The sequence below is a fragment of the Microbacterium sp. CCNWLW41 genome, from assembly GCF_037083505.1.
The window spans coordinates 318,882-332,091 of record NZ_JBAOJP010000001.1 but is presented as its reverse complement, the minus strand read 5'-3'; the positions used below and the strand labels follow the sequence as shown (position 1 = coordinate 332,091).

15 protein-coding genes are annotated in these 13,210 nt (G+C 72.4%); all 15 read left to right on the top strand.

Translation table 11 applies throughout. The annotated features are described in order from the left end of the window. The first annotated feature begins 23 nt into the window (after nt 1-23). The 15 genes from tilS to panC all read left to right on the top strand — a co-directional run bounded on the left by tilS (nt 24) and on the right by panC (nt 13,099). A complete protein-coding gene (gene tilS / locus V6R91_RS01410) occupies nt 24-1,019 on the top strand; it encodes a tRNA lysidine(34) synthetase TilS (protein WP_336393811.1) in 996 nt (331 codons plus the stop codon). 92 nt (nt 1,020-1,111) lie between these two features. Further along, nucleotides 1,112-1,381, top strand: a complete 270-nt coding sequence (locus V6R91_RS01405) for a hypothetical protein (protein ID WP_336393810.1) — start codon at nt 1,112-1,114, stop codon at nt 1,379-1,381. Beyond that, the gene (locus V6R91_RS01400; protein WP_336393809.1) at nt 1,378-3,276 is read left to right on the top strand and encodes a hypothetical protein; all 1,899 of its coding nucleotides are present in this window, start codon (nt 1,378-1,380) and stop codon (nt 3,274-3,276) included. Before V6R91_RS01405 ends, V6R91_RS01400 begins: the two co-directional genes overlap by 4 nt. A 66-nt stretch (nt 3,277-3,342) precedes the next feature. After that, the gene (locus V6R91_RS01395; RefSeq protein ID WP_336393808.1) at nt 3,343-3,795 is read left to right on the top strand and encodes a hypothetical protein; all 453 of its coding nucleotides are present in this window, start codon (nt 3,343-3,345) and stop codon (nt 3,793-3,795) included. Nucleotides 3,796-3,804: 9 nt separating this feature from the next. Next, complete coding sequence (gene hpt / locus V6R91_RS01390; protein WP_336393807.1) at nt 3,805-4,356, top strand: hypoxanthine phosphoribosyltransferase; 552 nt, start codon at nt 3,805-3,807, stop codon at nt 4,354-4,356. Nucleotides 4,357-4,492: 136 nt separating this feature from the next. Then, complete coding sequence (gene ftsH / locus V6R91_RS01385) at nt 4,493-6,499, top strand: ATP-dependent zinc metalloprotease FtsH (RefSeq protein ID WP_336393806.1); 2,007 nt, start codon at nt 4,493-4,495, stop codon at nt 6,497-6,499. A gap of 9 nt (nt 6,500-6,508) precedes the next feature. Further along, a complete protein-coding gene (gene folE / locus V6R91_RS01380) occupies nt 6,509-7,111 on the top strand; it encodes a GTP cyclohydrolase I (protein WP_336393805.1) in 603 nt (200 codons plus the stop codon). Further along, nucleotides 7,108-7,944 carry a dihydropteroate synthase gene (folP, locus tag V6R91_RS01375; RefSeq protein ID WP_336393804.1) on the top strand — a complete coding sequence of 279 codons (837 nt, stop codon included), beginning with the start codon at nt 7,108-7,110 and terminating at the stop codon, nt 7,942-7,944. Before folE ends, folP begins: the two co-directional genes overlap by 4 nt. Beyond that, entirely contained in the window at nt 7,917-8,312 is a 396-nt protein-coding gene (gene folB / locus V6R91_RS01370; RefSeq protein ID WP_336393803.1) for a dihydroneopterin aldolase, read from the top strand. Before folP ends, folB begins: the two co-directional genes overlap by 28 nt. Next, entirely contained in the window at nt 8,309-8,890 is a 582-nt protein-coding gene (gene folK / locus V6R91_RS01365) for a 2-amino-4-hydroxy-6-hydroxymethyldihydropteridine diphosphokinase (protein WP_336393802.1), read from the top strand. Before folB ends, folK begins: the two co-directional genes overlap by 4 nt. Next, nucleotides 8,887-9,384, top strand: coding sequence for a DUF3180 domain-containing protein (locus tag V6R91_RS01360; protein ID WP_336393801.1), 498 nt, complete (start codon nt 8,887-8,889; stop codon nt 9,382-9,384). Before folK ends, V6R91_RS01360 begins: the two co-directional genes overlap by 4 nt. Then, nucleotides 9,326-9,904: a PH domain-containing protein gene (locus V6R91_RS01355; RefSeq protein WP_336393800.1), complete on the top strand. Its 579-nt coding sequence runs from the start codon at nt 9,326-9,328 to the stop codon at nt 9,902-9,904. Before V6R91_RS01360 ends, V6R91_RS01355 begins: the two co-directional genes overlap by 59 nt. Further along, on the top strand, nt 9,901-11,544 hold the full coding sequence (locus tag V6R91_RS01350; protein WP_336393799.1) for a PH domain-containing protein: 1,644 nt from the start codon (nt 9,901-9,903) through the stop codon (nt 11,542-11,544). Before V6R91_RS01355 ends, V6R91_RS01350 begins: the two co-directional genes overlap by 4 nt. Then, nucleotides 11,541-12,257 carry a DUF2520 domain-containing protein gene (locus V6R91_RS01345; RefSeq protein ID WP_336393798.1) on the top strand — a complete coding sequence of 239 codons (717 nt, stop codon included), beginning with the start codon at nt 11,541-11,543 and terminating at the stop codon, nt 12,255-12,257. Before V6R91_RS01350 ends, V6R91_RS01345 begins: the two co-directional genes overlap by 4 nt. Beyond that, nucleotides 12,254-13,099 carry a pantoate--beta-alanine ligase gene (panC, locus tag V6R91_RS01340; protein ID WP_336393797.1) on the top strand — a complete coding sequence of 282 codons (846 nt, stop codon included), beginning with the start codon at nt 12,254-12,256 and terminating at the stop codon, nt 13,097-13,099. Before V6R91_RS01345 ends, panC begins: the two co-directional genes overlap by 4 nt. The last annotated feature ends 111 nt before the right edge of the window (nt 13,100-13,210 follow it).

Genomic DNA, 13,210 nt, shown 5'->3' with positions numbered 1-13,210 from the left:
CCTCGGCCGGTACCGTGGGTCGCGTGACCGACCGCCGACCCGGACTCGACCCCGCCGTCGCCGAGGTGCGACTGGCGGTCCGCCGCGCCCTCACCGGCCTCGCGCAGGGCTCGACGGTGATCGTGGCGCTGTCCGGCGGGGCCGACTCGCTCGCGCTGGCCGCCGCGACGGCGTTCGAGGCGCCGAAGCTCGGGCTGCGGGTGGCCGCGGTCATCGTGGACCACCGGCTTCAGGACGGATCGGCGGATGCCGCGGCCGCCGCGGCCCGGCAGGCCGAGGCGCTCGGGCTCGGGGCGCACGTCACCCGGGTCGAGGTCGGAGACGCGGGCGGGCCGGAGGCGGCTGCCCGCGACGCGCGCTACGGCGCGCTGCGCGCCCACGCCCGCGCGGCGGGGGCCACGGCCATCCTCACCGGTCACACGCTCGACGACCAGGCCGAGACGGTGCTGCTGGGCCTCGCGCGGGGTGCCGGGGCCACGAGTCTGCAGGGGATGGCGGATGCGGCGGACCTCGACGGCGTCGCGCTCCTGCGCCCGCTGCTGGGCGTGCGGCGGGCCACCACGCACGCGGCCTGCGCGGCCGCGGGGCTCACGCCCTGGCACGACCCGCACAATGCCGACGCCCGCTACGCGCGGGTGCGCGTGCGCCGGACGGTGCTGCCGGTGCTGGAGGCCGAGCTCGGGCCGGGCATCGCCGAGGCGCTCGCGCGCACCGCGGCCCAGCTGCGCGAGGACGCGGAGGCCTTCGACGAGATGATCGACGAGACCATCGAAGACCTCGTCGAGCATGCGGAGGCCGGCATCTCGGTCTCGGCCGCGGCCCTCGCCGCGAATCCCGCCGCTCTCCGCCACCGCATCATCCGCCATGTCGTGTCCAGCGAGTTCCACGAGAGCCTGACGCGCACCCAGACCCTCGAGGTCGCACGGCTCGTGACCGACTGGACGGGTCAGGGCTCGATCGATCTGCCCGGATGCCGCGCCCGCCGCGTGGGCGGCCGGATAGAGTTCACCGCCCGCTGACGCCGCGATCGCGGGGCCGGCGCTACGCCTGCGGACATGGGGAATTGTCCCCGTCGGCCGGTGGACCCGACGCCGCTAGCGTGTGTCGGGACATGGCCGACGTCGAATTCGAAGACTCCGACTTCGCCGCGGCGACCTCGCACCTCACGCAGGCGGGAGTCGCCCCGGTCGACCCGTTCTGCCCGTCGCTCGCCGCCGTCGGCTCGGGCGTCGTGGCGTCCGCGGTCGGCGACGTCGACGCACTGATCCGCCAGGCCATGAGCGCGCTGGCCGGGGTTGCGGCGGAGCTGTCGGCGGACGTCGACACCGTGCACACCGAGCTGCGCGCCCTGGATGCCCGGATGGCGGGGGCCGGCGCATGAGCCTCCCGGGCCTCGCCGCCGATCCCGGCGAAGGAAGCGTCGACGCCATCCGCGACCTCGCCGGGCTCTTCCGGGGCCGCGCGGCCGTCGAACGGGACCAGAGCGCGTCCACCCGCGCGGCGCTCGCGGCGCTCGCCGCCGTGACGGCTCGGAGTGTCGACGCGCTGCGGCCGCGCGTCACGGTCGCCCAGGGGCGGTTCACGGCCGTCGCCGACGCGGCCGACGAGGCGGCGGGCGTGCTCGACGGCTACGCCGACGCCGTCGCCGACCTCCAGCGCCGCGCGGAAGCCGCGCTCCAGCGGGCCGCGGCCGACCACGCGGCGATCGGCTCGCGGCGGGAGGCGGCTCTCGATGCGGCGTCGGAGTTCGTGGTCGGGTGGGCACTGGACTGGGACGACGTGCTGCCGTCGTGGCTGTACCTCGACGACCCGTCGCTGCTCCACAGCTGGCAGGCCGCGATCGACGACTACCGGTCGTCGCGCGCCGCGTACAACGCTCTGCGCGAGGAGCGGGACCGGCTCGACGACGACACGGCCGCCCGGCTCGCGGCGATCCCGCTCATCACCGAGCTCACGCACGACGGCGCGGTGGGCAGGGGCGGGTTCGTGGCGGCGACCGCGCTGTGGGCGGGCGACACGGACGCCGTGACGGCGGAGCAGATCGCCGCGCTCGGCGATCCGGGTCTCGTGCGGCAGGTGTGGGACAGCCTCAGTCACGCCGAGCGGGAAGCGCTGATCGCCGGCGCCCCGCACGTCATCGGCAACCTCGACGGGGTCCCCATCGGCGACCGCGTCGCCGCGAACCGCCTGAACATCGAGGACGAGATCGCCGCCCGGCGCGCCGAGATCGAACGGCTGCAAGCCGCCCGCGACGCGGCGCTCGGCCGCGCGTATCACAGCCGCGACGCCGTCGAGCAGGCGTACGGGGCGCTCATCGCCAAGCAGCAGCGCCTCATCGACGCGTACGAGGGCCTCCTCACGCAGGAGATCCAGGTCATCGACGCGTCCGGTGCGAGCCGCACCGAGATCGGCGCCCGCGTCGTGGTCTTCGACCCGGCGCGTCAGGCGATCGCCACGTATCACGGCCCGCTCGACCCGGTCACCGGTGACATCCCGGCGTGGGTCACGTCCGTCGCCGTCTCGGTTCCCGGCACCGGCTCGGACATGACCGCGTTCGGAGACGCCCGCGCGGCCGACCTGCAGGCGGCGGCCGGTCGCACGTCGGCGGTGTTCCAGTGGGCCGGTGGCGCGTTCCCGCAGTCCATCCCCGAGGCCATGAGCACGTCGTACTCGCACGCCCTCGCTCCGCGCCTGCGGGACTTCACCGCGGGAATCGTGGTCCCGGCGGGCGCGACCACGACGGTGCTCGGGCACAGCTACGGCGGGGCGACGGTCGGCCTCGCCGAAGCCGCCGGCCTCCGCGCCGACCGCGTGCTGTACGTCGCCGCGGCGGGCATGGGCGACGGCGTCTCGGGCGTCGCCGACTTCCCGCATACTTCAGACGTGCCCCACTACGCGATGATGAGCCGCAACGACATGGTCGTGGGGCTCATCCAGGGGGGCGAGGGCGATCTCCACGCGCTGCACGGGCAGTCCACCCTGACCGCCGACGGCGTGATCCGGCTGGAGACGGGCGTGATCGACGCCGCTCGCGCCGACAGCGACGACATCGAGGACTACAACGTCCCGGGCAACGGCACGCCCAGCGCCATCGACAGCCACAGCTCGCTCTACACGCCCGGGTCGACGGCGTTCGAGAACATCGTGGCGGTCATCACCGGCGGCGATGCCGAGGTGTTCGCCGACGACGAGATCGTCGTCGCCGGTGGCCGCCCCATCGTGATCGACGGCATCGACCGCGACGACTACGAGCCGGTCTACACGGAGGTCGACTGAGGCATGCGCCGACTCCTCGCCGCCGTCGCCGCGGTCTTCTTCGCACTCGCCCTCGGAGGATGCAGCATGACGCCAGAAAGCCGGCTCGACGAGTACCACGCTGAGGCCGATCGGCTTCTCGAGGACACCGTCGCGCTGATCCCCGACGACCTCGCTCCCGCCTCGGGCTTCAGCGAGTCCGAGCCGCGCTTCGGCCCGAGTGAGGGATCAGCTGCGGCATCCGATCCCGCCTGGTGGCAGGCGCGCGAGAGCGTCAACCTGGCTCCGCAGACGGATGCCTCCGCCGACGCCGCCGCGGCGATCGCGGCGTCACTGGAGTCCGACGGGTGGCGCCAGGCCCGCGTCCGCGAGACCGAGGGCGAGGACCGCATCGCCGACGGCTTCCGGCGCGAGGTGGACGGCGACCAGTGGTACATCGAGGTCACCTGGGTCAGGACGAGACCCGAGATGGCGGAGGTCGTCGAGGTCCTCGTCGTAAGCCCTCAGACCGTTCGCGGCTCGGCCGCCCCCGCCCCGTAGACTCGTCGCATGCGTGCGGCAGACGTCTCCAGCGAGATCACGGAAGTCCTCGTCACCGAGGAGGAGATCCAGGCCAAGCTCGAGGAGGTCGCCGCCCGGGTCGCCGAGGACTACGAGGGCAAGGACCTCCTGCTGGTGGGCGTCCTCAAGGGCGCCGTCATGGTCATGGCCGACTTCTCGCGGGCACTGAAGATGCTCGCGCCGATGGACTGGATGGCCGTGTCGTCCTACGGTGCCGGCACGAAGTCCAGCGGCGTCGTGCAGATCCGCAAGGACCTCGACACCGACATCCTCGGCAAGCACGTGCTCATCGTCGAGGACATCATCGACTCCGGCCTGACCCTCAGCTGGCTGCTGGAGAACTTCGCGGCCCGCGGCGCGGCATCCGTCGAGGTCTTCGCCCTGCTGCGCAAGCCCGAGGCGGCCAAGGTCGAGGTGCGCTGCAAGTACGTCGGCTTCGACATCCCGACCGAGTTCGTCGTCGGCTACGGCCTCGACTACGCCGAGCGGTACCGCAACCTCCGCGACGTCGCAGTGCTGGCCCCGCACGTCTATTCCTGACGCCCCCGCCGATTACGCCCGGGGCGAATGCACAGTCAGCGCCTAGGAAGCCCGCGATACCCTGATTCAACCGTCGACGGGCCCTTTCCGTCTGCGGCGGAACGTCGACGAAAGGGGTCGGGCTCTCGCCCGCACCATGGACTTCAAGAAGATCACACGCAATCCGCTCTTCTACGTCCTGCTGATCGGGGTCTTTCTCATCGTGGGTTTCTCGCTCATCTCGAGCCTGAACGGCGCGAAGCAGATCTCCACGCAGGAGGGGCTCGAGCTCCTCGCCGGTGACACCGTCGCGGAGGTCGTCAACACCGACGGCGATCAGCGCGTCGACATGACGCTGTCGAAGGAGTACGACGGCGCGAGTGACGTGCAGTTCTACTACGTCTCCGCGCGCGCCGACGAGGTCGTCGAGGCGATCAACGCGGCCGAGCCCGAGGACGGCTTCAACGACGCCGTCCCGCGCGCGACCTGGTTCGACGGCTTCATCTCGCTGCTCCTGCCGATCCTCCTTCTGGGCCTGCTCTTCTGGTTCCTGCTCTCCAGCGCTCAGGGCGGCGGCAGCAAGGTCATGCAGTTCGGCAAGTCGCGCGCCAAGCTCGTGACCAAGGAGATGCCGCAGGTCACCTTCCAGGACGTCGCCGGCTCCGACGAGGCCATCGAGGAGCTCGAGGAGATCAAGGACTTCCTGAAGGACCCGTCGAAGTTCCAGGCCGTCGGCGCCCGCATCCCGAAGGGCGTGCTGCTGTACGGCCCTCCCGGAACCGGCAAGACGCTCCTCGCCCGCGCCGTCGCGGGTGAGGCGGGGGTGCCGTTCTACTCGATCTCGGGTTCGGACTTCGTCGAGATGTTCGTCGGCGTCGGCGCCAGCCGCGTGCGCGACCTGTTCAACACCGCCAAGGACAACTCCCCGGCCATCATCTTCATCGACGAGATCGACGCGGTCGGCCGCCACCGCGGCGCCGGCATGGGCGGCGGTCACGACGAGCGCGAGCAGACGCTCAACCAGATGCTCGTCGAGATGGACGGCTTCGACCCCAAGGTCAACGTCATCGTGATCGCGGCCACCAACCGCCCCGACATCCTCGACCCGGCCCTTCTGCGCCCCGGCCGCTTCGATCGTCAGATCGGCGTCGACGCGCCCGACTTCAAGGGTCGCGCCAAGATCCTCGAGGTGCACGGCCGCGGCAAGCCCCTCGCCGACGGCGTCGACCTCGAGGTCGTCGCCCGCAAGACGCCCGGTTTCACCGGCGCCGACCTCGCCAACGTCCTCAACGAGGCCGCCCTCCTCACCGCCCGCTCGAACGCGCAGCTCATCGACAACCGCGCGCTCGACGAGGCGATCGACCGCGTGCTGGCCGGCCCTCAGCGCCGCACGCGCGTCATGAAGGACAAGGAGAAGCTCATCACGGCCTACCACGAGGGCGGCCACGCCCTCGCGGCGGCGGCGATGAACCACACCGACCCGGTGACGAAGGTCACGATCCTGCCCCGCGGGAAGGCACTCGGCTACACGATGGTGCTGCCGCTGGACGACAAGTACTCCGTCACGCGCAACGAGCTGCAGGACCAGCTCGCGTACGCGATGGGCGGCCGCGTCGCCGAGGAGATCGTCTTCCACGACCCGACCACCGGCGCATCGAACGACATCGAGAAGGCGACCAGCATCGCCCGCAAGATGGTCACCGAGTACGGCATGACCGGCGACATCGGACCGGTCAAGCTGGGTCAGTCCTCGGGCGAGGTCTTCATGGGCCGCGACATGGGTCACGGGCGCGACTTCTCGGAGCGCATCGCCGAGCGGGTGGACGCGCAGGTGCGCGACCTCATCGAGCAGGCCCACAACGAGGCCTACCAGGTGATCAACGACAACCGCGACGTGCTCGACACGCTGGCGCTGGCGCTCCTCGAGAAGGAGACGCTGGACCACATCGAGCTCGCCGAGATCTTCAAGGACGTCAAGCGCCTCCCTCCGCGCCCGCAGTGGCTCTCCAGCGAGCAGCGGCCGCCGTCGTCGCTGCCGCCGGTGGACGTGCCGCACCGCCGCGACGAGGCCGGCCTCGCTGCGAGCGTCGAGGCCGAGCAGCCGGCGGCCGAGAAGGCGCCCAAGCGTCGCCCCAGCGGGCAGGCGCGGCCCGCGACCGCGTAGGCTCGGCCCGTGGCCGTCGATCGTGAGCGCGTCGCCGCGCTCGTGCGTGAACTGCTCGAGGCGATCGGTGAGGACCCCGAGCGCCCCGGGCTGAAGCTGACCCCGACGCGCGTCTCCGACGCCTACGCGGAGTTCTTCTCGGGCGTCGGAGAGGATGCCTCCGCCCCGCTCGCGCACACCATCTCGGTGACCCGCGGACCGGCACCCGACACGCTCCCGTCCGGCGCCGTCATGCTCCGCGACATCCTGTTCCGATCAGTCTGCGAGCATCACCTGCTGCCCTTCCGCGGCCACGCACACCTGGCGTACCTCCCCGGCGAGCAGGTGGTCGGGCTCGGTGCGCTGCCGAAGGTCGTCGACATCCTGTCGTCTCGGCCGCAGGTGCAGGAGCGCCTCGGCGAGCAGATCGCCGACGTGATCGCCGCGTCCCTCGATGCGCGCGGGGTGCTGGTCGTGCTCGAGGCGACCCACGAATGCGTGACGATGCGCGGTGGACGACAGCCGGATGCCTCGACCGTCACGATCGCCGCGCGCGGCGAGCTCGCCGAGCCTGCCGCCCGCGCCGAGCTGGTCGCGCTGATGGGCGCGGCGAGATCAGGGGCGCGCGGATGACGACGCTCATCATGGGCATCGTGAACGTCACGCCCGACTCGTTCAGCGACGGCGGACGATATGCGGATGCCGAGGCCGCCGTCGCCCACGGCCTGCTGCTGCGCGCACAGGGCGCCGACATCCTCGACGTCGGCGGTGAGTCCACCCGTCCCGGTGCCGAGCGCGTCGACCCGCGGGTGGAGCAGGACCGCGTCCTCCCGGTCGTGCGCGCGCTCGCCGAGGCGGGTGCCGTGGTGAGCATCGACACCATGAACGCGTCGACGGCCGTGGCCGCCGTCGAGGCCGGCGCCCGCATCGTCAACGACGTCTCCGGTGGCCTCGCCGACCCCGACCTCCTCGCCGCGGCCGCGCCGACGGATGCCGACGTCGCGCTCGGCCACTGGCGCGGCCACTCGGCCGACATGTACGCGCGCGCGCAGTACGAGAACGTCGTCGACGAGGTCGTGCGCGAGCTCCGGGGGCGGGTCGAGGCCGCGGCATCCGCCGGCATCGCCCCGTCGCGCGTGATCCTCGATCCCGGAGTCGGGTTCGGCAAGAAGGGCGCGCAGAACTGGGCCGTGCTGCACGACCTCGACCGGCTCGTCGGTCTCGGACCCCGGCTGCTGGTGGGAACGAGCCGCAAGCGGTTCCTCGCGGAGGCGCTCGAGGTCGACCCCGCCGACGTCGACGAGGCCCGCCGCGACCTCGCCACCGCGGTCACCAGCGCCCTGGCCGCCGAGGCGGGGGTGTGGGCCGTGCGCGTGCACGATGTCGCCGCGACCCGCGATGCTCTCGTCGTGGCGCGCGGCTGGCGGGAAGGGATCCGATGGACTTCGTCGACGAGATCACCCTGACAGGCGTCCGCGCCTTCGGGTACCACGGGGTGCTCCCCGAGGAGCGGCGTCAGGGCCAGGAGTTCGTGGTCGACGCCACGCTGTACCTGAGCACGGCGGCGGCTGCGGCATCCGATGACGTCACCGACACGGTGCACTACGGCGACGCCGCCGAGCGCATCGCCGCGATCGTGGCGGGCGAGCCCTTCAACCTCCTCGAGAGCGTCGCCGCGCGGATCGCCGACGACCTGCTCGCCTACGACCTCGTGAAGATGGTGTCCGTGACGATCCACAAGCCTCAGGCGCCGATCCCGGTGCCGTTCTCAGACGTGTCGGTGACGATCCGCCGCGCGCGACCGGACGATGCCCCTCGGGCGGTGGCACCGTGAGCCGCCGCCTCGCGCAGGGCTTCGAGGGCGACACCGCGCGCCGCCGCCGCGATGCCGTCGAAGCCGTCGTCGCTCTCGGCGCCAACCTCGGCGATCGCGCAGAGACGATGTCCACGGCGATCAAGGAGCTCGCGCGCGTGCCGCTCGTCGGCGCCGTGCGGGTGTCCGAACCCATCGAGACGGTCGCGGTGAAGCAGGACGGGCCGGATGCCGCGGCCCCGGCGTACCTGAACGCGGTGGCGATCCTCACCACGCGCCTGGCGCCCTCGGTGCTGCTGGGCTACCTCCACGCCATCGAGGAGCGGCACGGCCGCACGCGATCCGGGCGGCGATCCGCGAACGAGCCCGGGTGGGAGGACCGCACGCTCGACCTCGACCTGATCGCCTACGGCGACCTGGTCAGCGACGACCCGCGGCTCCTGCTCCCCCACCCCCGGGCGGCCGAGCGCGAGTTCGTGCTCGGGCCGTGGCTCGCCGTGGACCCCGACGCGATACTGCCGGGCACCGGTCGCGTGGACGAGGCTCTCGGTCGGCTGCGGGGGGCGAACCGGCGATCGACCGACGAGGCGGCGCGATGAGGCGCACGAGCGCGGGCGTCCTGCTCCTCGCCGCCGCCCTCGGCGTGGCGGCCGGCTTCCTCCTGGACCAGCTGCTGACGTCGGCGGGCCGCCCGACGTTCACCCCCGCCGTCACCCTGCCGATCCTGCTCCTGCTGCTCGGCGCGGTGGTCGTGGCGCTGGCGGTGCCGATCCGCCGGGCGACGCACGGCGGATCGACGACCGCGGTGAATCCGTTCCGCGCGGTGCGCATCGCGATGCTCGCCAAGGCGTCCAGCATCGTCGGCGCCGTCATCGGCGGGCTCGGCGCGGGCCTGTGGATCTTCCTCGCGACCCGGCCCGTCCCGCCGTCGCTAGGCTCGTTGGGAACGGTCATCGCGACGACCGTGTGCGGCGCCCTGCTGGTCGTCGCCGGTCTGGTCGCGGAGCACCTGTGCACGATCCGGAAGGACGACGATGACGAACAGCCCGGAGGCGACGACCCCGGACTCGAGCCCCGCATCCACGGCCACTGAGGCGGGGACCTACGACCGGATCGTCGAGCCGCGCTCGGAGAACCGCCTCGTCCTCGCGGAGGGCGTCTGGCACCAGATCTCGCCGAAGTACGTCAAGGTGCAGTACATCTCGTCGGGCTCGTTCCTCCTGATCGTGATCGCCGCCACCCTGGTCCTGACGCTGCTCATGCACCAGCTCTGGGCGTGGATCCCCGGGGCGATCATGACGGTGATCCTCGGGTGGACGCTCGCGATCCTGCCGCGGCAGGCCCGCTCGATCGGGTACCAGCTGCGCGAGGACGACCTGGTCTTCCGCCGCGGCATCCTATGGCAGCGCTTCGTGGCCGTGCCGTACGGCCGCATGCAGCTCATCGACATCACCCACGGTCCGCTCGACCGGGGCTTCGGCATCGCGCAGCTGAAGTTCGTCACCGCGGCCGCGGCCACCGGCGTGACGATCCCCGGTCTGGAGCAGTCGACCGCCGAGACGCTCCGCGACCACCTGGTGCAGGTCGCCGAGAGCCGGCGCACGGGCCTATGACCTCCGTCGGGCCCAGTGCGCCGCCGCCGCAGCTGGTCCGCTCGCCCCTGAGCGACGGCGAATGGCACCGGCTGCATCCGCTCACGCCGCTCCTGCGGGGCGGGCTGTTCCTCATCGTCGTCATCGGCATCGTGCTGGCGAACCTGCGCGACCGGCTCGTCTTCGTCTTCCTGCCCTGGCTCGCCCCCGACATCGAGTCCGAGGTGGGGGAGTGGGAGGGCGCCGGCGGCGACCCGATCGACTTCATCATCGCGAACAACCTCTACGTGATGGCCGGCCTCGCGGTGCTCGCCGTTCTCATCGTCGTCGTGGCGGTGTTCTACACGTCGTGGCGGTTCCACACCTTCCGGATCACCGAGGACGACGTCGAGGTGCGCAGCGGCATCCTGTTCCGCACGCAGCGGCGCGCGCCGCTGGATCGCGTGCAGGGCGTCAACCTGACGCGCCCGATGATCGCCCGTCTCCTGGGCATGGCGAAGCTGGAGGTGGTCGGGGCGGGGACGGATGCCAACGTCAAGCTCGAGTACCTGTCGACCGCGAACGCCGAGGCCGTCCGCGCCGACATCCTCCGCCTGGCCTCGGGGCGCCGGCTCGCCGCGGCGAGCCCGCCGGCGGATCCCCGCCACGAGGGCAGGGCGGCATCCCTCGGGCAGCGGGTCGGACGCGAGCTGACGGGCATGATCGAGGGGCCGGAGGCCCCGGTGGCCGAGGTCGAGTCGGTCGTGAACATCCCGCTCGGCCGGCTTGTGGCATCCCACGTCGTCAGCATGTCCACGCTCGTGCTGGTGCTCGCGGTCATCGCGGTCATGGTCGGCGTCAGCCAGGGCGTGACGTGGCTGCTCTTCGCCTTCGTGCCGGCGATCATCGGCATCGGCGCCTACTGGGTGCGCTCCATCGTCCGCTCCCTGCGGTACTCGATCGCACCCACCCCCGACGGGGTGCGCATCACCTTCGGGCTCTTCACCACCATCACCGAGATCGTCCCGCCTGGACGCGTGCACGCCGTGGAGGTGACGCAGCCGATCCTCTGGCGCCCCGCCGGCTGGTGGACCGTCCGCATCAACCGCCTGACCGGCCGCAGCGTCACGGAGTCGTCGACGGACCAATTCACCACGGTGCTGCCGGTCGGCACGGCGGCGGACGTCGAGCGCGTGCTGCGGCTGCTGCAGCCGTCGCTCCCCGACGACGAGAGGGCGCTCGTCGTACAGGAGGGCATGTTCGGGCCCGGCGAGGACGACACCTTCACGAACACCCCCCGGCGTGCCTGGTGGATCAGGCCGCTGTCGTATCGCCGGAACGGCTTCCGCCTCACCGGCGACGTGCTGCTGATGCGGCGGGGCGTCGTGTGGCGCCGGCTCGTCATCCTGCCGCTGGCGCGGCTGCAGAGCTTCGGACTGTACCAGGGGCCGCTCGACCGCGCCACGCGCGTGACCAACGTGCGGGCGCATGTCGTCGCCGGTCCGGTGTCGCCCTTCCTCGCCGCCGTCGACCGCGACAGCGCGCTGACGCTCTTCGACGACGTCGCACGAGGCACGGTGCGCGCGGCCCTCGCCGATCGCACGCACCGCTGGGCCCAGGACGAGGCGGACGCGCCGCCCACGCCGGCGATGACGCCCCACGCCGGAGAGGGGGACGCGTGAGGGCGAGAGACGGAAGGCTCGGCGTCGGGATCATCGGCGCCGGGCAGGTCGGGCCGGTGGTGGGCGCCGCCCTGGGCGGCGTCGGGCATGCGGTCGTCGGGATCACCGCGGGCTCCGATCCGGAGCGGGTCGAGGCGGTCCTCCCGGGCGTGCCCGTCCTGGATGCGACGGAGGTCGTCCGCCGCAGCGAGCTCGTCATCATCGCGGTGCCCCACGACCAGCTCGAGGGGCTCGTCGCCGGTCTCGCCGAGATCGGCGCGTGGCAGCCGGGGCAGCTGGTGCTGCACACCGACCCGAGCTGGGGCACGGCCGTCCTCACTCCCGCCGTCGCGAAGGGCGCGATCCCGCTCGCGGTGCACCCCGCGATCGAGTTCACCGGGACAACCATGGACCTCCGTGCGCTGTCGAGCTCGTACGCCGCGGTGACGGCGCCCGGGCCCGTGCTTCCCATCGCACAGGCGCTGGCGGTCGAACTCGGCTGCGAGCCGGTGGTGGTCGAGGAACAGGCGCGGCCGGCGTACGGGGAGGCGATCGCGACCGCCCGGGACTTCTCCCGGTCCATCGTCCGCCAGGCGGCGGCGCTCCTCGCCCAGGCGGGGATCCCGCAGCCGGGGTCCTACCTGTACTCGCTCGCGCACACGACGATCGACCACGCCCTCGCGGAGGCCGGGTCCGGTCCCGTGGACGAGCCCCCCGCTACGATCCAAGGATGATCAGCACCGTCGACGGGCTGCGCGCCCGGATGGCCGAGGTCCGCGCCGCCAGACCGGAAGCGCGCGTCGCGCTCATCTCCACCATCGGCTCCCTCCACGACGGGCACATCGATCTCGTCCACCGTGCGCGCGAGGTCGCCGACGTCGTCGTGGTCTCGGTGTTCGTCAATCCGCTCCGCTTCGCCACTCCGGCCGAGTATGCCGCCTACCCCCGCACGCCCGACGAGGACGGCGAGCTGCTGCGCTCGCTCGGCGTCGAGATCGTGTTCGCCCCGGACGCGTCCGAGCTGCTGCCGAACGGGTCCGCCACGACGAAGGTCAGCGCCGGCGACCTGGGCCTGCGCTACGAAGGGCGTGCGCGCCCCTTCTACTTCGACGGGCTCCTCACCGTCGAGGCGAAGCTCTTCCACCTCGTGCAGCCGGACGTCGCCGTCTACGGCGAGCGCGACCGGCAGCGGGTGTTCCTGGTGCGCCGCATGATCCGCGACCTCTACTTCGACGTCGACGTCGCGACCGTCGAGACGGTGCGAGGCGACGACGGGCTGCCGGTGTCCACGCGCATGGGCATGCTCGAGCCGCGCGACCTCGCCGCGGCGGCCCTGCTCCCCGCCGCCCTCGACGCCGCCGCCGCGAACGCCGACCGGGGCGTGGACGCCTGCATCGCGGCCGCGCAGTCGGCGCTCATGGGGGAGCAGCGCATCCGCCTCGAGTACCTCAGCGTGGTCGACCCGTCGACCTTCCTCCCCGTCGACGAAGGCAGCAGCGGGCCGGCGGTCGCGCTCATCGCCGCGACGGTGGCCGGTCACCGCTTCATCGACAACGCGGACATCTACCTGGGCTGAGACGGGGGCGGGAGCGGGCGGCAGGCGTCCGCGGGGCCCGTCACCGCCGTGAGGCACGCTCGGACAGGGCGGAGGTGGCGCTCGATAGACTTGGGAGTCCGCGTTCTGCGG